This is a genomic window from Hymenobacter siberiensis (genome assembly GCF_018967845.1).
Classification (GTDB): Bacteria; Bacteroidota; Bacteroidia; order Cytophagales; family Hymenobacteraceae; genus Hymenobacter; species Hymenobacter siberiensis.
This window is the reverse complement of record NZ_JAHLZZ010000001.1, coordinates 1,499,510-1,520,455: the sequence shown is the minus strand read 5'-3', so window position 1 is coordinate 1,520,455 and position 20,946 is coordinate 1,499,510. Positions and strand designations below refer to the sequence as shown.

Sequence of the window (20,946 nt, the reverse complement as noted above, 5' to 3'; positions counted from 1 at the left end):
TGCGCCGGAAGGTGCCCGAAAACCCGGCAAACCGCTTGCTCTCGCCTCACTCCCACCCTGTTCGCTGATGTTCAAAAAAAGTGTTGCCCTCCTGGCGCTGTTGTGTGCGCCGTTTAGCCTGTTGGCCTGGGGCGTGGTAGGCCACCGGGCCGTGGCCAAAATTGCCGAAAACCACCTCTCTTCCACGGCCAGGCGCGAAGTAGCCCGCATCCTGGGCCACGAAACCATGCCGTTGGTAAGCACCTGGGCCGATGAGCTGCGCTCGGACCCGCAGTTCCGCGACACGGCACCCTGGCACTACCTCAACGTGCCCGTGGGCCTCGATTTTGCCGCCTTTGTGAAGCAGCTGAACGACCCCGCCCTGGCCGCCCCCGCCGCGCCCACCAACGCCTACACGGCCCTGCTGCAAGCCCGCCGCGACCTGAAAGACCCCAAGAAAACCGCCGAGGAAAAGCTCGTGGCCCTCAAGTTTGTGGTTCACCTGGTGGGCGATGTGCACCAGCCCCTGCACGTAGGCCACGCCGAAGACAAAGGCGGCAACAACATCATGGTGAACTGGCGCGCCAAGGACGATACCAACCTGCACAGCGTGTGGGATACCGCCCTGGTAGAATACCCCGGCTTCACCTATAGCGAAATGGCCACGGCCTACGACCACGCCACGCCCGCCCAAATCAAGCAGTGGCAGAGGGACGACATGACGACCTGGCTTTTCGAGTCGTACCAGCTCTGCACGCCCATCTACGCCAGCGCGGCCGTTTCGCCCACCAAGTTCGACTGGCACTTCTACCCCACCTTCGGCCCCACCGTGGAGCAGCAGGTGCTGAAAGCCGGCATCCGCCTGGCTGGTGTGCTCAACGAGGTATTCGACAAGTAAGCCGGCACCTTCCAACGCTCATTTCTGAAGCCCCGGCCCCACCAGCGCCGGGGCTCTTTTTATGGGGCATTTTTTGCGCCCCGACGTGACTCCGCCCCTTGTACTACTGGCTTTGCTACCGGTATGCCGCCCTGCCGGATACGACCTGGCGGGGGCTACCGCTTAGGAGTCCATAACCGGTATTGGAGTTGTTTAGAAAGTCACAAAAGGTACTCAAACGGTCATACTGCGCTGCCCTCTGCATGACCGTTCGGGGACTTTCTAAATAGCTTCATTATCAAAATAGTAGGTTCAGCACCTGTTTTTCCTGAAATTATTCGTAGCGTGTCGACCTTTTTTCTACTCTACCCTACTATTTTTCTAGTGAATTGATATCGAGTAATTTGCCAGCAAAACCAGCGCAATACTGTTTCCACCATTCGGGCGAGCTTCTCAGCCGCCCCGGTACCGGGGCGGCTGAGCTGGCGCAGGATATTTAAGCCGTGTCGGCTAAGGCTCATGGCTCGGTAGCCGTGGTTTTTGCGGCCGATGGGCTGGCTTTTCCGGTCGGCTACCGTGCCCACGCCCAGGCAAAAGGCGTACGCTAGACTGACCAGGGCCACGAGCTTGCGCAACTTCAGGTGGCAGCGCAAGTGACTGGCCTCCAGGTTGAAGCCCCGGCCTTTGAGGTTCTGAAAGCACTACTCGATGGTCCAGCGCTTGGCGTAGAGCTGCCCCATGTACGGCAGGCCCACGTTGCCAAAAAGAAAGAGGAAATCCCCGTCCGTCAAGGCCTTGACCCAGACCTGTCCCCAGACCCCGTCGACCTGGCACTGGGCGAAGCGCCGGGTCTGTCCGACGGCCAGGCCCAGGTCCGTAATGGCTTGCCGGCGGCCACTCGGGTGAGTGAGCAGGTGGTGCCGGGGTAGACGCATAACAAAAGGCAATCCGTTGTCCTTGAGCTATTTGAACCAGGCATAGCCCACGAATTCGCGGTCGCCCAGCACCAGGCCAATCCGGTCTTTACCCAGCACCTGGACGCAGACCCGGAGCAGGGCGATGCGGTCAGCCGCGTTGGAATTGCCGCTGCGGTTGTCGAGCAGTTCCCAGTAGAGGGGTACGTGAAACGCGCCCTGGCCCACGGTCACGAGCAGGATATTGACCTGGCACTGGCCGAAATCCCACTCCGTGCGGTCCAGGCACAGGCGCAGCTTGCCCTGGGCCGGCAGCAGGCCCAGCACTAACTGCGCCAGCACCAGATAGTTCAGGTCCGTTTCGCGGAAAAAATCCTGAATCCGGGTTTCGTTCGAGGCTAACTTGACGGCATCGTTCAAGTGCTGGGCCACCTCGCAGAATTGGACGTTGCGGCTTTTTATCAGCGCGATAATGAACTGGCTCACAAACTTTTGGCGAGCCAGGTTGCGCACCACCGGCAGGTGTTGTAAAACGGTACTCTACCCTACTATTTTAGTTAATTGATAAAGAGTTAGTTGGCAAATAATCCATCGAAACACGGCGTTCATGTTAGCAATGAAGGCCGGGTCAGTGCTGCGGCCGGGCCGCGTGTATTGCCGCAGAGCGTTGAGGCCGTGGCGGCTGAAACTGGCGCGTTTGTAGCCGTTGTTTTTGGTTTTGATGGGTTGCACCTTTTCGTGGAGCCAGGTGCCCACGCTGACACACAGCGCGTAGGCCAGGCTCACGAGGCCAACGAGTTTTTTGAGCTTGCCGCGGCACTGCAAATGCGTCCCGCGCAAGGCAAAGCCGCGCCCTTTCAGGTTCTGAAAACAGGCTTCGATGGTCCAGCGCTTGCGGTAGAACTGGCCCAAAAAAGCGACGTTGGCCGTGCCGAAAAGGAACAGGTACTCGCCCCCGGTCAGGGCCGTGACCTGCGCCCCACCCCAGACCCCGTCGACCTGGCACGCGGCCAGTTGGCGGCACTGGCCCGGGTGCAGGCCCCAGTCGGCCACGGCGTGACGGCGGCCGTGGCGGTCGGTGAGCAAGTGGTGCTTGGGCAGGCGCATGACGAAGAAAATGCCCTTGTCTTTGAGGTACTTGAACCACGCATGGCCCACAAATTCCCGGTCGCCCACCACCAACCCCACCCGGTCGGGGCCCAGTACCCGGAGGCAAAAATCCAGCAGCGCGGCGCGGTCAGCCGCGTTGGAATTACCGCTGCGGTTGTCGAGTAATTCCCAGTACAGCGGCCAGTGGCAGTCGCCGCGGCCCACCGTGACGAGCAGAATGTTTACCTGGCACTTGCCGAAGTCCCACTCCGTGCGGTCCAGGCACAGGCGCAGCTTGCCCGTGCCCGGCAGCAGGCCCACCAGTAGCACAGCCAGGGCCAGGTAATCCAGGTCGACCTCGCGAAAAAAGTCCTGGATGCGCGTCTCGTTCGAGGCCAGTTTTGCGCCGTCGTTGAGATGCTGCGCCACTTCGCAAAATTGTACGTTTCGACTTTTGAAGAGACCCAGCACGAAGCGGGCAATGAACTTCTTGCGGGCCAGGTTCCGCACCAGCGGGGCCGAATGCAAAAGGGTCGTAATTTTGGCAACGAGGCAATGCTTCACGGGAAGGGGTGCTTTTGGCAGTTGAGGAACTACAAAGGTCGAACCTTCCCGTTTTTATGCCCGATTTTTAGTAGGGTAGAGTAGTAAAACGGTCGTAATTTTGGCGATGAGGCGTTGCTTCATGGGGCGGAACGAGTTGAGCGTGTAGGAACCTCAAAGGTCGGGCCGCCCCGTTTTTTTGCCTTGCCTGACTTTTAGTAGGGTAGAGTACCTTTTTTCAGCTGTCTATCAGCGATGTATCAGGGCAATTACTACAGTATGATGTTTTTGATGACGAATTCTTAAAACAGTTGATGAAAAAATGCAGGATATTGCATGCGCAATCGATTTGCCTGCACTATGCAAGTTGAGTAAAGATTGCAGCACTCTCAATAGTCATATTTCTCTGTTACCCTTTTTCATGATAGAATCTTACAATCGAAAAACCTGGGCGAGCCGTTTGCAGAAGGCTAGTTTAGCTATATTGGTGGCGGGTGGGGCCGCTGGAGCCGCACAAGCGCAGGCGCTGAACTATACGCCCAGCACGGCCGTGAACGTGGCCGGCACTTATACCGACCTGGGCACCACCGGTACGGCCATTGCCACGGCCAACACCGACGATGACAACTCGGCGGCGCAGGCCATTGGGTTCAGCTTCAACTTCAATGGCATCGCGTTCACGCAGTTTGTGCTGAACACGAACGGTCTGATTCGGCTGGGCAGCGCAGCGCCTTCGTCGGTGGCAGCCTTTCCACCGTTTGCTCAAACGCCGGAATCCGGCCCGATTTCCGGCACCAACGCGGCAGATATCAACCTGATTGCACCGTTCAACCTGGACCTGGGCCCCGGCACCGCCGGCGGCACCGAGTACCGCGTGGTTACCACCGGCACAGCCCCCAACCGGGTGTGCACCATTCAGTGGAAAAACGTGGCCGACAAGCCCCAGGCCGCTTCTTCGACCATTGCGACAGTTATCGCCACGCAGTTCGACAACTTTTCCTTCCAGGTAAAGCTCTACGAAACCACTAACAACGTGGAGTTTGTGTACGGTACTGCCACGGCCAGCACCGGCGTATCGAATATCAAATACGCGGCCATTGGCATCAAGGGCGCGGTACCGGCATCGTCGGTATTGGCCACCAAGCCGTCTACGGGGCTCTGGTCGGCGGCCACCTTTATTGTGGGCCCTTACCTGGCATCGAGCGCGGGCAACGCCCACAACGTCCGTCAAACGGCTTTGCCGGATGTGGGCCGCACCTACCGCTTCGCGCCTACGCCGACCAGCGATGCAGCGGTATCGGTTATTTATACGCTGGGCAAAATAGCCAGCCCGGATGCGCTGCCGCACGCCGTGCGGGCCGTGGTGACCAATGCCGGCGTCTCGGCGCAGACCAACCTCGACGTGACGCTGAACGTGACCGGGGCCAACACCTTCACCGATACCAAGCGCGTGGCCTCGCTGGCGGCGGGCGCTTCCACTACGGTTACGTTTGCCAGCTACCCGGCCACGCTCGCGGCGGGCACCAACACGATTACCGTAACCGTGCCGGCCGATGGCAACAACACCAACAACACCGCCACCTACGGCCAGCTGGTAACGGCCAACCGCGTGTCGTATACCGACCAGGCAGCTGCGGCTACGGGAGGCATTGGCCTCGGCAACGCCATTCTGGCTTCGAAGTACACGCTGCCGGCGGCCACCACCATTGGCGATGTGGTGCTAACCTTTGCCCCGGCCGCCGGCACGACGACCAACACGGCTCCGTACCAGCTGGTTATCTATGATGCTTCGGCCCCAGGGGGCCTGCCCGGCGCGCTGCTCTACACCTCGCCCACGCAGAACCGTACCACCGCCGGCGGCACCGTTACGCTAACGGTACCCAACATCGCCGTACCAACCAGCTTTTTTGTGGGTGTGAAAGAAACCAGCGCCACCAACATGTCGCTTTCTTACCAGCTTGAGGCCCCCATTCGCCCCGGCACGTTCTTCTACCTGCCGGGCGGCACGGCCACCTGGCTCGATTTCGCCCCCAACAACTCGTTCCGCTTTGCGATTGAGTTTGGCACCATCACCCCGAACTGCGCCCCGCCCACTACGCTGGCCGTGAGCAACATCACCGCCACTACCGCCGGCGTGTTCTTTACGGCCCCTGCCAGCGGTGCCACCAACTACGAAGTGCTGTACGGCCCGGCTGGTTTCGCCCTCTCTACCGGCACGCTAGTCACGAGTACCAACGCCCCCGTGACGCTGAGCGGCCTGACGCCCGCCACCACCTACCAGGTATATGTGCGGAGCAACTGTACCGCCGGCGGCAGCAGCAGCTATGCTACGCCCGTCACGTTCACCACGCCCTGCAGCCCCACCCAGACGGTGGCCGCCTTCCCCTACAGCCAAGACTTCGACACCCTGATTCCGGGCCAGTCGCTGCCCTGCGGCTTCAGCGTGCTGGATGCCAACGCCGACGGTGCTACCTGGGCCGTATCGGCCACCAACCCCAACTCGGGCGCCAACAGCATCCGCTACCGGGGCCTGGTGCTGAACAACGTGGTGGCCAACGACTGGTTCTTCACGCCGCCGCTGGCGCTGCTGGCTACTTCGCGCTATCAGGTGGCGTTCCGCTACCGTGGCGAAGGCATTGCCAACAGCCCCTCGAACTACACGGAGAGCCTGGAAGTGAAATCGGGCACGGCCGCCACGGTAGCCGCCCAAACCAACCTGCTGTACAACAACACAGCCATCACCAACACCAACTATGCCCTGGCCAACGGCACTTCGGTACCCGTGGTGGCCCTGCTGCCCGTGGGCGCAAGCACGCAGTACGTGGGCTTCCATGTGAAGAGCCTGGCCAACCAGGGCAACCTCTACATCGACGACGTGGCGGTGACGGCCGTTTCCATCACGGCTACTTCGGAGGCGCTGCTGCGCGCTGTGAGCGTGTTCCCCAACCCGTCAACCACGGGCGTATTTGACCTCGAAATTCACGGAGCCAATGCCAAAGGCAGCCTCGATGTGCAGGTGACCAACACCCTGGGCCAGCGCGTGTACACGGGTGCGGCCCGCGACAACTACACCAACCGGCTCGACCTGAGCGGCCTCGCGGCCGGCATTTACTACCTCCAGGTGCGCAACGGCGATGAGCGCCTGACCAGCCAGGTAAGCATTGTGAAATAACGCGCGCAGCCGCACTATTTCACCCCATCGACTGCCCGTTGAGAAGTTGGCACTGAAGGCATTTGCCTGGCAATTGCGCTTCGGTGCCAACCTTCAATTCCCAAACCTGGCGCACCCGGGCAACGCAACTGTTTTTCGGGAAATCCCTCATTCATTCGCAGCAATTAAAAGCTGTTGCCCAACCGTTTTTGTCTTCCCACTCTTCACTCTATATGAACGTATTACCTACTAATTCAGGCTATCGTAAGCTGGCACTGGCCATTGCGCTGGCTATGCCGGGGCTGGTGTTGGCCCAGGAGGTTACCCCGGCCGCGCAGGTGCTGGCCTCGTTTGCCGTGAAGGCGCGGGCCCAGGGCCACCTGACGGAGGCCGATGTGGCCAATCCTACGGTGACCAGCTCGTATGCTGACGCCAGCACGGGCCTCACGCACACCTACCTGCAGCAGCGGGTGAATGGCCTGACGGTGTTTAACGCCAACGGGGCCGTGCACACCGATGCCAGCGGCAAGGTGGTGTATTTCAACCAGGATTTTCTGGCGGGCGCGGCGGCAGTAGCCCCTTCGGCCACGCCGGGCCTCACGCCGGAGCAAGCCGTGGGAGCGGCCGCGAAGGGCCTGAGCCTGCCCATGCCCGTAGCCCTGCAACGCGTGACGGAAGGCCGCGTGGCCGACGGCATTGTGTTCAACAAAGGCGGTATTTCGGAAGAAAACATTCCGGTGCGGCTGATGTACCTGCGCGTTGACAACAAGCTGGTGCTCGTGTGGAACGTGACCATTGCCCAGCTCGACCAGCAGCACTACTGGAACGCCCGCGTGGATGCGCAAACCGGCCGCCTGCTGGACCGCAACGACTACACCGTGAGCGAGCAGACCACCTTCCGCCAGCATGTGATGCAGGAGCAGGCCCGGCGCAAGCTGGTGCCCACCACGGCCGCCATTGCCCTGGACGTGAAAGCCGCCAAGGCGCTGAAGAACGCCAAAGGCGCGAAAGGCACCACGGGCGTAGCCAACAGCATGACGGTTATCCCCGTGCCGTTCGAAAGCCCCGACCTTGCGCCCCGCGTGGTGGTGCCCTTCAGCTCGGCAAACCCGCTGTACTCGCCCTACGGCTGGCAGGTGAGCGACACCCGCGCCCCCAGCGCGTTCTACGCCGATGCCTACTCGCTGATTTCGAGCGGCAAGCAGCTCACGCGAGGCAACAACGTGGCGGCCTACGACGACAACGCTACGACGGTATCGGGCAACGGCAACGTGGCTTCTACTACCAACTCGCCCGATGGCGGGGCCAACCGCGACTTCGACTTTGCCTTCAACCAGCCACTGGGGCCCCGCGACCCGGGCAACCTCGCGGCCGGCATCACCAACCTGTTCTACTGGAACAACATGCTCCACGACGTGATGATGAGCAAGGGGTTTGATGAGGTATCGGGCAACTTCCAGTACAAGAACATTGGTACTCAGGGCCTGGGCAACGACTTTGTGCGGGCCGAATCGCAGGACGGCAGCGGCCGCAACAACGCCAACTTCTCGACTCCGGCAGACGGCAGCAACGGCCGGATGCAGATGTACCTGTTTGATAACACCGGGGCCAATGCCCTGACCGTAACCGGCGCGGCCAGCGCGGCCGGCAGCTACCGCTTTGCGGCGGTTTCCTTTGGCCCACGCCTCACCAAGCGGCCGCTGACGGGCCGGCTGGTGCTCGTGAACGATGGCGTATCGGCCGATGGCGGCGACCACGGCTGCGCTTCGCCCTTCGTGAACGCGGCGGCGGTGGCCGGCAATATTGCCTTTATTCAGCGCGGCGGCTGCCCCCAGCTCACCACGCTCAATCCCCGGGCTACCAACGCATTTGCCACCAAGGTGAAGCGTGCCCAGGACAACGGTGCTACTTCCGTTATCGTGTTCGACTCGCTGGGCACCACCACCAACCTGATGAATTTCGGCGGCACCGATACCGTGGGCATTCGCATTCCGGCCATTTTCATCAGTGGGGCCGATGGCTTCCGGCTGCGCACGGCCATTCTGGCCGGGGCTACGCTGAACGCGACCACCACGCTGGGTGCCGACTTCGACGGCTCGTTTGACAACGGCGTGGTATCGCACGAGTTTGGCCACGGCATCAGCAACCGCCTCACCGGCGGCCCGGCTAACTCCAGCTGCCTCAACTCCGCCACTGGCAACCAAACCATGGGCGAAGGCTGGAGCGACTTTTTTGCCCTCTGGATGACCACCCGCCCCGGCGAAGATGGTGCAAACAACCGCTACGTGGCGACCTACGACAACGGCAACCCCTACGCCGTGGGCCCGGGCTTCCGCCGCAAGCCGTACTCCACCAACTTCGCGCAGAACAACTACACCTACGCCCAGTTGGGCACCGCCACCGGCCGCTTCCAGGAAACCCACGACGTGGGCGAAGTGTGGGCTACCGTGCTGTGGGACCTGAACTGGCAGTTCATCTACCGCTACGGCTACAACGCCGACTTCTTCAGCGCTACCGGCGGCAACAACAAAGCCCTGAAGCTGGTGCTCGACGGCTGCAAGCTGCAGGTGTGTAACCCCGGCTTCCTCGACGGCCGCGATGGCCTGCTGCGGGCCGACTCGCTCACCAACCGCGCCGCCAACGCCGGCCTGATTTGGAACGTGTTTGCCCGTCGGGGCATGGGTTACAGCGCCGTGCAGGGCAACCGTGTGAACGGTGCGCCACTCGTTACGGGCATTGTGCAGGCATTTGACCTGCCCCCCGGCACTCCGGCCATCGCCTTGTCCAGCAAGAATGGCGCTACCGCCGGCAATGCGCTGGAAGCCTACCCCAACCCGGCGCAGAACGTGCTCACCGTGCGCACACAGCTCACCAGCACCGTACCCATGCAGGTAGACATGCTCGACCTGCTGGGCAAAACCGTGCTGCGCGCCATGCCAGTACCAGCCGGCCAGATGCAGCAGAGCGGCGTGGAGCTGAACACCAGCCGCCTGGCATCGGGCATTTACATTGTGCGCGTAACGACCAGCGGTGGCACGTACAGCACCAAGGTGAGCGTGCAGCACTAAGCTTCACGGTCCCTGCGTTTGCAGAAAAGCCCGGCTTCGGCCGGGCTTTTTTTGTGGCCAATTGGGCCGATTGTACCACCCCTACCCCACCAGCACCGGCCGCTTATCAAACCACGGCCGAGCCTGCTCCAGCTGCCCGGCCAGCCGGAACAGCACGTCCTCAGCCCCCAGCTTTGCGATGAACTGCACGCCGCAGGGCAGGCCGTCGGCGGTCCAGTGCAGGGGCACCGACATGGCGGGCTGGCCCGTGAGGTTGGCCACCTGGGTGTAGGGCGTTTTTTCGAGGCTCTGCTCGGCCAGCTTCTCCACGATGCCCGAGCGGCGGATGAGACCACCCAGGCCAAAGGTATTCACCAGCTTCAGCAGCTTTTGCTCCAGCGGCTTGGGCTGCAGCTCGCCGATGCGCACGGGCGGCGTGGCCAGCGTGGGCGTGAGCAGCAGGTCGTGGGTAAGATGGAAGCGGCCGAAGGCGCGGGCATGGTCGTTCCAGGTATGGCGGGCGGCAGCGAAATCGGCGGCGGAATACGTGCGGCCCAGTAGGCCCAGCAGCCAGGTGGTGGGCTCCACGTCGCTGGGCCGGGCCGGGCGGCCCAGGTGTTTGGCCAGGGCCGCGATGCTGGCCCCGGTTTCGCCAAAATACAGCATCAGGAACGCCGAGGCCACGGCCTGGCCATCAAACGGCAGCGGCACCTCCGCTACCTCATGGCCCAGGCTTTCGAGCAGTTTCGCGGCCTCCGTCACGGCCGTAGCGCACTCCGGGTGCAAGGCGCTGCCCAGCGGGTGGCCCAGGCTGAAGGCGATGCGCAGGCGGCCGGGCTCCCGGCCCACCTCTTCCAGATAAGGCCGGGCGGGCTTGGGCAGGAAGTAGGGCGCACCCGCATCGGGACCCAGAGTGGCATCGAGCAGGGCCGCGCTGTCGCGCACCGAGCGCGACACCACGTGCTCCACGGCGGCACCTTGCCACTTTTCGCCCTGCTCAGGGCCGGTGGGCACGCGGCCCCGGCTGGGTTTCAGCCCAAACAGCCCGCAGCAGGCCGCCGGAATGCGGATGGAGCCGCCGCCGTCGCCCGCCCCGGCCACCGGCACAATGCCGGCCGCCACGGCCGCCGCCGCCCCGCCGCTGCTGCCGCCGGGCGTGTGGCCCAGGTGCCAGGGGTTGCGGGCGGGGCCGTGCAGCAAGGGTTCAGTCACGCCCATCAGGGCAAACTCGGGGGTATTGGTTTTGCCCAGGATGTTGAGGCCGGCAGCCTGCCAGCGGCGCACCAGCTCGGCATCTTCGTGGGGCACAAAATGGCGCAGCGCCCGGCTGCCCGAGGTGTGCGGCGCGCCGGCATACTGCGCGCCAAAATCCTTCAGCAGAAACGGCACGCCGCCGAATGGGCCAGCCGGCAGCCCGACGGCGGCGCGAGCCCGGGCGGGCTCATACAACGGGTGCACCACGGCGTTGATTTGAGGATTTACGGCCTCGGCACGGGCAATGGCGGCGGCGCACAGCTCGGCGGGCGTGAGCTGGCCGGCGCGCACGAGGGCAGCCTGGGCCAGGCCGTCGAGGCGGTCATATTCGGCAGGTGAAATCATGGGCTAAATGTAGGCGAACCGGGCCGGGTAATCTGAAACGGGTGCGGCTGGCGTAGGTGAGACAACAGCAAGAAATATCGCCGATTTCGGACTATATTTCAACGAATATCAGCACAAAGCCAACCGCTGCTATTTAGCCAACCGCCTCAATGGTCACGCCCATTTTTCAGATTTCAGATTACCAGCAGGCCCTCGATTTCTACATCGACTGGCTGGGGTTTCGAATTGACTGGGAGGAGCAGTCGGCGCGCGGGCCGCTGTACATGCAGGTATCGCGCGGCGGCATCGTGCTGCACCTCACCAGCCACCCCGAGGAAAGCTGCGCCGGCGCCAAGGCTATGGCCGAAATCAATGGCTTGATTGCCTTTCACTACCTACTCACGCAGAAGGCCTCAGCCTATCCGAGCCCGGTGCTGCAAAAAACCTACTGGAGCGACAAAGTGATGCAGGTGGAAGTGACCGACCCGTTCGGCAATATCCTGGTGTTCGCCGAGCTCTGCGCGTAACCCACCGCCGCCGCTACAGGCTCAGCAGCTCCCGGAACCGCACCGACTGCTGCCGCGACACTTCCACCTCGGGGCCGCCGCGCCGCTTCAGCTTCAGTGTGTTGCTAAACCAAGGCTCGATGCCGGCAATCCATTTCAGGTTGATAATCTGCTGGCGATTGACGCGAAAAAACACTTTGGGGTCGAGGCGCGCCTCCAGCTGCTGCAAGGTGCGTGGAATGAGTGGCTGGTGGCTTTCGAAATGAATGCGGGGGTAGCTGCCGTTGATTTCGAAGAGCTTGATGTCGGCCAGCTTCACGAACCAGCACCGCTCACCGTCCTTCACAAACACCTGGTCCTGGACCGTGAGCGGGGCCAGCGGGGCTTCCTCGGCCGGGCCGGCGGGAGTCATTGCGGCCGGCACCGGGGCACTGCAATGGGCGCGGGCCTTGGCCAGGGCGGCGGCCAGGCGGGCTTCCTGCACGGGTTTCAGCAGGTAGTCGAGGGCGTTGACGGCGAAGGCCTGCAGGGCGTATTGCTGCGTGAAGATGGCGCGGGTGCTCTCCTTCGTCGAGCCATACTGCGCGTAGGCGGCCCAGGCCCCCAGCACCAGCACGGGCTGCTGAATCCGGCCGACGTCGTTCCGCAAATCAATGGTGTACATATCGTACATGGCCTGGGCGGTGGTGGCGGGGTCCGAGGCCGTGCCCCAGCGGGCAATCTGGGTTTGGCGGGCGGTGTCGGTGGCCATGCCGGCCACCATCTGGCGTTGGGCGGCGGCGGGCAGGTGGCCCTGCTTCATCTGCTGGCGCATCTTGTCGGCCATGGGCCGCACGGTTTCCACGGTAGCGGCCGGATTCTGGATGGCGGCCATGAAGGGCAGCGAATCCACAATCACGAGCGGGCCGATGGCCTCGGGCTGGGCCGCGCTCCAGGGCCAGCGCCATAAAGCCGCCCAGGCTGTGGCCCACGATGGTGGGCTTGCTCAGCTTCTGGGTTTTGATGTAGGCCAGCAGTTGGTCGCGCACGGCGGGCAGCAGCGGGTCGGCCAGGGGGGCGACGGGAGCCGTGCCGGCGAAGCCTGCCAGCGAGATGATATGGCACCAGTACCGCGTCTGGTAGTGGGCCACGGTTTCGTCCCACACCGCGCCGGGGCAGTTCAGACCGGGAATGAGCAGCATGGGCTGGCCCTTGCCCACCACCCGCACCGTGAAGGTGGGGTGCAACGCAGGATTATCGGCCACGACTTTTGCGGCAGGCGCGGCGACCGGATTGGTGGCGAAAGTAGCGCCGGCCGCGCTCAGCAGCAACAGCGCCAAGGACAGGCGGCGGGCGAAAGCAGCAGTTTTCATCGGGTAAGTATGGGGTTGTTGGTGATTAAATGACCCAAACTTACCGGTCCCCATCAGCGGTCGAAACGAAATTTAAGCGAACGGTATTCCGGCCCGCTGAACGGGCGAAATGGCGGCTGAATGGCGAATGCGGCACTGGCTCAAAGCATAACGGTCATGCTGAGCGCAGTAGAAGCATCTTTACCGCGATACTAATCCTGACAATTGGAATTACTGGTGCGGTAGAGATGCTTCGGCTGCGCTCAGCATGACCGTTGCTTTGTTATTCCTGACTTCCTGCTACTTCCCTCCCACCGCCACCAGGCTATTCAAATAGCTTTCCAGGTTGGTGTAGCCATCGGTAGGCAGCATTTTCAGGGTTCAGGTGATGAGCTTTTTCCCAGGCGTCGGGCATGCCGTCGTGGTCGGTATCGAGGGGTGCGGGGGTTGATTTCAGCACCAGCCAGGCTTTTTGCGAGATGCGGTAGGGCGTGACGTGCGGGTAGTGGCCCTGCACGTCGATGATGGTGCCGGTGCGGGTGCGCAATGCGCTGGTCGAGCGTGTCGCACTGCGGGTAGATGGCCCCCGCGCCGTTCAGCACGGCCTCGTAGGCGGCGGGCGCGGCTTGCAGGGCCAGCGGGCCCAGGTCGAACGGCGTGGTTACTTTCGACTGCGCGGTATCGGCGGAGGTCCCGCCGTTCATCACCACGCCGCACCAGTTACGGGCCGTCACGGCGGGCGAGCCGTCTACGTAGTTACCGGTGAGGTAGAACTTGCCGTAGGGCAGGCGGCCCTTTTCCTTGTCTATTTTGTACGGGTTCAGCACCAGGGCCTGCACCTTGGGGTTGGTACTGGGGCCAGGCTTGTAGTAGTTGTTCACCACGTTGTCGTTGCCGCCCTCGCCGGCGTACACGTTGTTTTCGCCCCAGTCGTAAATTACGTTATTGCTGAAATCGACATTCTCGAACCCTGCCGCGTGCGTGTAGCGGCTGCCGTTGAAGCGCAGCGTGCGGTTTTTGCAGTGCGCAAACAGGTTGTGGTGGAACGAGGAATGCTACCGCCCCAGATGCCGCCGAAGCCGTGGCGCTCGAAATCGGTGTCGCCGGCTTCGTAGTGGTAGGCGTAGTTCAGTGGCTCGGCCATGATGTTCCATTGCAGGGTGGTACTGTCGCCCTCGTACACCGACATGGCCTCGTCGGTGCTCCAGCTCATCGAGCAATGGTCTACGATGAGGTGGTTGTTGCGGGTGCCGCCAAAGGCATCATCGCCGCCCCCGCCGTCCACGAAGCCCTGGTTCTGGTTCTTATCACCCATCCGGAAGCGGATGAAGCGGATAATCACATTATTGGCCTTCGCCGATACCGGATAATCGGCCAGACAAATACCGCCGCCGGGGGCCGTCTGGCCCGCAATGGTGATGTTGCCCTTGCTGATGGTGAGCGGCGACAACAGGTGAATGGTGCCCGACACCCGAAAGACGATGGTGCGCACGGAGGCTTTAGCGAGGTTCAGCTGCACGGCGTAGCGCAGGCTGCCGGGCTGGCCGTCATCGAGCAGGTTGGTGACTTCGAGCACCGTGGTGGGCATTGCCGCCGTGCCCCGCCCGCCGGTGGTGAAGCGCCCCGCACCCTCGGCCCCCGGAAACGCCACCAGGCCCTGCGCCCAGCTGGTAGCCGGCAGCAGCAACAAGCTCAGGCCAACAGGTGAAGCACGCGAACCGGGCGCAGGCAAGCAAAAGAAGGTTTATGAAATTTGGGCATACTGGTTAATTGAGGCAACAACTTGCTCCCGACTGCGTGAATAGGGTGTAAAATTTTCCTTTTTGAAACTAAGTAAAAACCAGGCCAGTTGAATAGTACAGCCATTTGGCCGGCCTCGGCTCGCACGAAAAGCCGCACTAAAATTATGCTATTCCGGTAAAAAACTATACTTATTATTATTACGGGTTAATTATCAATTAATAACTTCATATTCATTCCTGCACGCTCGTTTTAATCCGCTTACCTATGCGCCCATTTTTTCTCGCCGCCGCAGTAACTTTTTTTGCCCTGGGTAGCAGCCAGACCGTGGCCGCCCAAAGCGCCAGCACGCTGGCACCGGCCGGCAATGCCCAGGACCACATCGCCATGTCGTCGCGACCAACAGCCAGCAGCGCGGCCCGGCCCATGCGCCTGGCGTGCGCGCCCCTCACCGGAACCATTTATGAGCCCAACGGCCGGCCCCTAGTGGGCGCCACGCTGCTCGTGAAAGGCACCCACGATGTATATGTAACCGATGCGGATGGCAAGTTCCACCTCACCGACCCCGTGTACCAGGGCCAGACGCTGGTGGTGGGCGCGGCCGGCTACACGCCCCAGGAAATTGCCCTCACCGAATGCACGCTGCCGCGCCTGGTGCTGGAGCAGGCCAACGGTGCCCGCATTAAGCGCAACGGTAAGCGCGTTGGCCAGGTAGTACGCCTCAACAACCGGAGCACCAATCTGAAATAAAAAGCTTCGGGCGGGCCGGTTTTTGGACTTAGGCCGGGTTCACGCATCGCCCGGATAAGGTGCGGAATACCTGGTGAAAAAGAGTGGTACCACGGCTTCAGGGTCGGGGTGCCACTCTTTTTTTGGCCATCGGGTGAGCGAATGAGGTGAGAAGGAGCCGAATCGGGTCGGTTGATATTATTGATTTATAGCAAGATTAAAGATACATTAAAAATTTATTAATACAGAAAAATAAATAATTTGTGCTATATATGCAAAATAAATAACTAGATTAGCTATTATTCTCCACTACCCGGGGTAGGAACCGACACTCGAAACCAACGCACGAAGCGTCGGCTTTGCGCCAGGAACCTGCTTCGTTACGGCCAGTCTATGAACTCATTGTTTTACTTCCGCGTGTGGGTTCTGGGGTTGGTAGTGGCAGGGCTGGGCTCGTGCGTATCGCAGCAGCAGCTGCCATACCTGCAGGGCAAGGACTACTCGACCCGGGCGGCGGTGCAGGTCGATAATGAGCGGCAGGTGTACCGGCTGCAGCCCGGCGACGTGCTCAGCATCCGGGTGCAGAGCGTGCAGCCGGCCCTGAACGACTTGTTCAGCGTGACCAGCGGGCAAAACATTCAGAGCGGCGACCCGGGCAACATTTTCTCCTCCGGGTACTCCGTGGATGACACCGGCAGCATCAACCTGCCCACGGCGGGACGGCTGAAAGTGGCCGGCCTCACGGTGGAAGAAACCCAGCAGCTTATCCAGAAGGAAGTGGCCCGCTTCATGCGCGAATCCAACGTCCTAGTGAAGCTTACTAGCTTCAAGCTCACCATATTGGGCGAGGTACGGGCACCGGGGCGCTACTTCGTATACAACTCGCAAGCCACCGTGTTGGAGGCCCTGGGCCTGGCCGGCGACATCGGCGAGTTTGGCAACCGCACCAATATCAAGCTGATACGGCAGACGCCCAAGGGCTCGGAAGTGGTGCTCCTCGACCTGACCGACCCCAACCTGCTACGGTCCAAGTACTACTATCTGCTGCCCAACGACGCCCTATACGTGGAGCCGCTGAAGGCCCGCACCAGCCGTGGCAACGCCAACAACCTAGGGTTGGTATTCGGCGGCCTCTCGACCATTATTCTGCTCCTGAGCTTCATTAAGGCTAATTGAGTTAAGAATTAATAGTTAAAAATCAAGTGGTTAGAATCTAAACCCCTAACTCTCAACTTCTAAATCTTAACTCAATCAGCCTACCATTTTTCTACTCCTAATCTATGGAAACCCAGCCCGCTCCTGACGAGATTGATTTGCACGCGCTGTTTTTTAAGCTGCGCACCCGCTGGCCGCTGTTTGTGCTGGCCATGCTGCTGGCGGGCGGCTGCGCCTACCTGTACCTGCAGGTGAAGGCCCCGGTGTACGCTTTCCGGTCTACCATGCTGCTCGGCGACCAGGGCAGCGGCTCGAAACAGGCCCAGGAGCTGCTCCAGATGCTGCAGGTGCACGAAAAAGGGCCCAAGATGGAGGACGAGCTGGGCGTGCTCACCTCGACTGAGTTTGTGCGGCAGGCCGTGGCCCGGTTGCCCTACGCCGTGAGCTACTACGCCCAGCCAGCCACCTGGCTGAACAAGCTGCGGCCGTTGCAGGTGCGCGAGCGGGCGGCGGGCGCGGTGCCGTTTCGTGTCTGGGTCGATTTGCAGGCGCCGCAGCTGGCCGGCGTGCCCATTTACGTGGAGCCGGCCGGACCGGGGCGCTTCCGGCTGCACGCCACGGCCAAAAAAGGCACGCTTTTCAGCCTGCCCACCAGCGAGCGGATTTCGGATATCACCGATGTGAGCGTGGACCAGACCGGTGCCTGGGGCGATACCCTGCGCTCGCGCCTGCTCACGGCGGTACTGCAGCCCGAGCCGGGCATGCCGTTTGGGCAGGAGCCGGCGGCCTACTATTTCGTGCTGAACGACCTGAACGGCGCGGCCGGCCAGTACCAAGGCAGCTTGGCCGTGCGGCCCATCGACCACGAGTCGCTCATTATCGAGCTGACCACCAAAAACACGGTTCCGGCCAAGGGAACGCAGTTTCTGGACACGCTTATGACGCAGTACATTGCCGAAGACCTGCGCGAGAAGGACCAGACCGGCCGCAAAACGCTGACTTTCCTGAACCAGGAGATTGATAAGCTCTCGGGCCAGCGGCGGCAGTCGGCCGAGGCGCTGGCCACCTTCCGAGCCACGCGCGGGGTGCTGGACGTGGCCGCCCAGTCGAGCACGGGCATCCAGCGCATGAGCGGGCTCGAGACCGACCGCGCCCAGATTGCCACCCGCCGCAAATACTACCAGAACATGCTGGGCTACCTGCGCGCCAACCGCAACGCCAGCCAGGTGGCCTCGCCCAGCAGCGCGGGCATCGAGGACCCCGTACTCAACAGCCTGATTATGCAGCTGAGCAACCTGAACGAGAAGCGAGCCGAGCTGAGCGCCACCGCCAGCGGCGAAAACCCGCTGCTAACGGTGCTCGACGGCCGCATCCGCAACACCAAGGAATCGCTGATTCAAACGCTGGCCAACATGAGCCAGGCCAACGATATTTCCCTCCGCGACCTGGACAGCCAGCTGAGCCAGGTGCGTGGCCAGATGAGCCAGATGCCCGAAAGTGAGCGCCAGCTAACCTCGTTAAAAAGCACCAGCGACTTCAACGAGAAGAACTACAACTTCCTGGTTGATAAGCGCAACGAGGCGGCCATTGCACTGGCCACGAATGCGACCGACAAGAAAGTTATCGACCCGGCGCAGCAAACCAGCCCCGGCCCCGAGTCGCCGAAACCGATGCTGGCCTGGCTGATGGCCGCGCTGGCGGGCGTGCTGCTGCCCGCCGGCCTGGTGCTGCTGCTGGACAAGGCCAACCGCCGCATTCAGGGCCGCGAGGACTTGGCCGAAGTCACGAGCATTCCGCTGCTGGGCGTAGTAGCGCACGGCTCAAAACACGACAAAGTGACGATGCTGCAAGACCCCAAAGGGCCGATTGCGGAGTCGTTTCGCTCCATTCGGGTGAATTTGCAGTACCTGTCGGCGGGGATGGATAAGAAGGTGCTGGGCGTGACCTCGTCGATTCCGGGCGAGGGCAAAACCTTTTGTGCCGTGAACATTGCCACCGAACTGGCCATGGCCGGCCGCCGCGTGATGCTGGTGGAAACCGACCTGCGCCGCCCCACCGTAGCCAGCTACTTCAACCTCGACCCCGTGCCCGCCCACGGTCTGGCCAGCTACCTGCGCGAGGAAAGCACCCTGGACGAAGCCTGCCGGCCCAGCGGCGTGCCCCACCTCGATGTGATAACCTGCGGCCAGATACCCGCCAACCCCACCGAGCTGCTGGAGCGCCAACGCATGGCCGACCTCGTGGCCCAGCTCCGCGCCGAATACGACTACGTGGTGCTCGACACGCCGCCCGTAGGCTTCGTGGCCGAATATTTCGTGCTGGTGCGCTTCCTCGATGCCAACATTTACGTGGTGCGCCACAACTACACCGAGCGCACCCTGATGCACCAGATAAACGAGTTGCACCAGTCGCAGCGCATCAAGCATTTATACATGATTATCAACGACATGCACTTCAACCACAACTACGAGTATCGGTATAAGCAGAAGGCTTATGAATACGGGTATTGAGACGGGAAGCAACTAACGGAAATAGAACGTCATAGCAAAGCCCGTCATGCCGAGCATTCTGCGCATCAAGCAGAATGCTCGGCATGACACTCACTCGCCTACCATCCAAAACCACCACCCCAATGGCCTCCACCAACGAACCGCAAAACCTGACCGTGGTCACCGTCAATGGTGTGAAGTGGACGATGACGGCCACCATCGTCAACTCGGTGCTGCAAGTGGGCTACACCGCCGTGATGGCCCGGCTGCTGAGCCCCGCCGCCTTCGGGCTGGTGGCGCTGGCGGGCGTAATACTGCGCTTCGGGGTATACTTCGCCAAGATGGGCATGGAGCGGGCCATCATTCAGAAGCCCGACCTGACGGAGCGTGATGTACGGGCGGCGTTCACGTCGTCGGTGGTGCTGGGGGTGTTTTTTGCGGGACTGCTGGTGGCGGGCGCGCCGCTGGCGGCCAATATAGTGCAGCAGCCCGAGGTGGTGCCCGTGGTGCGGGCGCTGGCGCTGGGCATCCTCTTCAGCGGCCTCAACGGCACGGCCATGAGCCTGCTGCACCGGGCCATGCGCTTCCGGGCGCTGGCTATTTTCGAGATGGCTTCGTTTCTGATAAGCTACCTGGGGCTGGGCATGGTGCTGGCCTGGCAGGGCTTCGGAGTATGGGCGCTAGTGGGCGCCACGCTAGGACAGGGCCTGATAATGAGCGTACTGTCCTACGGCGTGGTGCGGCACACGCTGCGGCCGCTATTCAGCTGGGACGCTTACAAGCCGCTGCTGGCGTACGGCAGCCGCATGTCGGCCATCAGCTTCGTGGAATTCGTGACGCAGTCGCTGGACACGCTGCTGATTGGGCGGCTGCTAGGGCCGGCGGCGCTGGGCATCTACACCCGCGGCGGGCTGCTGATTGGGCTGCCAGTGTACCTACTGTCGAGCAACGTGGCCAAGGTGGTGTTCCCGTCCTTCAGCCAGATGCAAGCCAACCGGGCGCGGCTGCGCGAGGTTTATTTGAGCAGCATCACGCTGGTAGCCATGATTATTACGCCGGTGTGCGCCGGTGCCATGGTAGCCGCCCCGGAAATAGTGCGCGTGATGCTGGGCGAGAAGTGGATGGCCGCCGTGCCCATTCTGCAGGTCATCAGCGTGACGTATGTGCTGAGCGCCATCACCATGTTTGCCGGGGTGGTGTGCGATGCCACGGCGGCCCTCAGCCGCAAGCTGCTGCTCTCGCTGGTATCCCTGGCGGCGCTCACGGTGCTGCTGTATGGGGGCAGCAAATTTGGGCTGGTGGGCGTGGCCTGGGCCATGGTAGGCTGCGAGCTGTTGCGCACGGCCCTGTATTCCAACATTATGCGGCGCGAGCTGGGTACGCCCCCCTTCGCGGTGCTGGGCGCCTACGGGCCGGGCGTGCTGGCGGGTGCCGTGGCCGCCGGGGCCATTGGGGTGGTGCGCCTGGGGCTGCTGGCCCTGCACGCGCCCGCCCTGGCCATACTCATTGCCGAAATGCTGACCGGGGCCGTGGTGCTGGGCAGCCTGGTGCTGGTGCGCCCGCCCGTGCAGCTGCGCACCGTGATGCGCGCCCTGCTGGCCCGCCTCACCGGCACCCACGCCACGGCCACCGACCGCCTGGTTCCGCGCCTGCTGCATGCCCTGGCCGCCCGCCTGGCCCGGCAGGCCGGTGAGGCACCAGCCACAGTGCCAGCGCCCACTACCGCCTTGGCCATCGAGCTGGATGCTGAAATGCCGGCCGAATCCCACCCCTCCCATTTTTCCACCGCTGAAACTGAGCTCGTCTAGCTCCCGCCCT

The 20,946-nt window shown here is 62.2% G+C and carries 17 protein-coding genes; 8 read left to right on the top strand and 9 right to left on the bottom strand.

What is annotated here, in order from left to right:
* Positions 1-67 precede the first annotated feature (67 nt).
* Positions 68-877: a S1/P1 nuclease gene (locus tag KQ661_RS06410; RefSeq protein WP_216685956.1), complete on the top strand. Its 810-nt coding sequence runs from the start codon at positions 68-70 to the stop codon at positions 875-877.
* A gap of 344 nt (positions 878-1,221) precedes the next feature.
* Here KQ661_RS06410 and KQ661_RS06405 read toward each other — a convergent pair whose 3' ends face one another.
* Genes KQ661_RS06405 through KQ661_RS06390 form a run of 4 tightly spaced genes read right to left on the bottom strand, consistent with a single transcriptional unit; the run spans position 1,222 to position 3,423 of the window.
* Positions 1,222-1,509 (bottom strand): hypothetical protein, encoded by a 288-nt coding sequence (locus tag KQ661_RS06405; protein ID WP_216685955.1) that lies wholly within the window; start codon positions 1,507-1,509, stop codon positions 1,222-1,224.
* Between the two features lie 48 nt (positions 1,510-1,557).
* The gene (locus tag KQ661_RS06400) at positions 1,558-1,791 is read right to left on the bottom strand and encodes a hypothetical protein (protein WP_216728023.1); all 234 of its coding nucleotides are present in this window, start codon (positions 1,789-1,791) and stop codon (positions 1,558-1,560) included.
* A gap of 27 nt (positions 1,792-1,818) precedes the next feature.
* Positions 1,819-2,283, bottom strand: a complete 465-nt coding sequence (locus tag KQ661_RS06395; protein WP_216685954.1) for a hypothetical protein — start codon at positions 2,281-2,283, stop codon at positions 1,819-1,821.
* A gap of 27 nt (positions 2,284-2,310) precedes the next feature.
* Positions 2,311-3,423: an IS4 family transposase gene (locus KQ661_RS06390; RefSeq protein ID WP_216685953.1), complete on the bottom strand. Its 1,113-nt coding sequence runs from the start codon at positions 3,421-3,423 to the stop codon at positions 2,311-2,313.
* A gap of 400 nt (positions 3,424-3,823) precedes the next feature.
* Here KQ661_RS06390 and KQ661_RS06385 point away from each other — a divergent pair, with 400 nt between their 5' ends.
* Together KQ661_RS06385 and KQ661_RS06380 are read left to right on the top strand one after the other, a co-directional pair.
* Positions 3,824-6,574, top strand: a complete 2,751-nt coding sequence (locus tag KQ661_RS06385; protein WP_216685952.1) for a T9SS type A sorting domain-containing protein — start codon at positions 3,824-3,826, stop codon at positions 6,572-6,574.
* 212 nt (positions 6,575-6,786) lie between these two features.
* Entirely contained in the window at positions 6,787-9,621 is a 2,835-nt protein-coding gene (locus KQ661_RS06380) for a M36 family metallopeptidase (protein ID WP_216685951.1), read from the top strand.
* Between the two features lie 81 nt (positions 9,622-9,702).
* Here the strand turns inward: KQ661_RS06380 and KQ661_RS06375 are convergent, their stop codons facing one another.
* On the bottom strand, positions 9,703-11,199 hold the full coding sequence (locus KQ661_RS06375; RefSeq protein ID WP_216685950.1) for an amidase: 1,497 nt from the start codon (positions 11,197-11,199) through the stop codon (positions 9,703-9,705).
* Between the two features lie 149 nt (positions 11,200-11,348).
* On the opposite strand from KQ661_RS06375, the gene KQ661_RS06370 reads away from it, so the two are divergent.
* Positions 11,349-11,705: a glyoxalase superfamily protein gene (locus tag KQ661_RS06370; RefSeq protein WP_216685949.1), complete on the top strand. Its 357-nt coding sequence runs from the start codon at positions 11,349-11,351 to the stop codon at positions 11,703-11,705.
* Between the two features lie 13 nt (positions 11,706-11,718).
* Here KQ661_RS06370 and KQ661_RS06365 read toward each other — a convergent pair whose 3' ends face one another.
* From KQ661_RS06365 to KQ661_RS21990, 4 genes are all read right to left on the bottom strand, one after another.
* Positions 11,719-12,435: a LytR/AlgR family response regulator transcription factor gene (locus tag KQ661_RS06365; protein ID WP_235727106.1), complete on the bottom strand. Its 717-nt coding sequence runs from the start codon at positions 12,433-12,435 to the stop codon at positions 11,719-11,721.
* On the bottom strand, positions 12,335-13,036 hold the full coding sequence (locus tag KQ661_RS06360; RefSeq protein WP_216685948.1) for an alpha/beta fold hydrolase: 702 nt from the start codon (positions 13,034-13,036) through the stop codon (positions 12,335-12,337). The genes KQ661_RS06365 and KQ661_RS06360 overlap by 101 nt, the downstream gene beginning before the upstream one ends.
* Before the next feature lie 353 nt (positions 13,037-13,389).
* Positions 13,390-13,929: a hypothetical protein gene (locus tag KQ661_RS21995; protein WP_235726936.1), complete on the bottom strand. Its 540-nt coding sequence runs from the start codon at positions 13,927-13,929 to the stop codon at positions 13,390-13,392.
* A 23-nt stretch (positions 13,930-13,952) separates the two neighbouring features.
* Positions 13,953-14,747 carry a hypothetical protein gene (locus KQ661_RS21990; RefSeq protein ID WP_235726935.1) on the bottom strand — a complete coding sequence of 265 codons (795 nt, stop codon included), beginning with the start codon at positions 14,745-14,747 and terminating at the stop codon, positions 13,953-13,955.
* A 275-nt stretch (positions 14,748-15,022) separates the two neighbouring features.
* Here KQ661_RS21990 and KQ661_RS06350 point away from each other — a divergent pair, with 275 nt between their 5' ends.
* The 4 genes from KQ661_RS06350 (at position 15,023) to KQ661_RS06335 (ending at position 20,936) form a co-directional block, all read left to right on the top strand.
* A complete protein-coding gene (locus KQ661_RS06350) occupies positions 15,023-15,505 on the top strand; it encodes a carboxypeptidase-like regulatory domain-containing protein (protein WP_216679871.1) in 483 nt (160 codons plus the stop codon).
* Positions 15,506-15,877: 372 nt separating this feature from the next.
* Positions 15,878-16,660, top strand: a complete 783-nt coding sequence (locus KQ661_RS06345; RefSeq protein WP_226915743.1) for a polysaccharide biosynthesis/export family protein — start codon at positions 15,878-15,880, stop codon at positions 16,658-16,660.
* 104 nt (positions 16,661-16,764) lie between these two features.
* Complete coding sequence (locus tag KQ661_RS06340; protein WP_216685947.1) at positions 16,765-19,149, top strand: polysaccharide biosynthesis tyrosine autokinase; 2,385 nt, start codon at positions 16,765-16,767, stop codon at positions 19,147-19,149.
* Positions 19,150-19,232: 83 nt separating this feature from the next.
* Positions 19,233-20,936, top strand: a complete 1,704-nt coding sequence (locus KQ661_RS06335; protein WP_216685946.1) for a lipopolysaccharide biosynthesis protein — start codon at positions 19,233-19,235, stop codon at positions 20,934-20,936.
* The last annotated feature ends 10 nt before the right edge of the window (positions 20,937-20,946 follow it).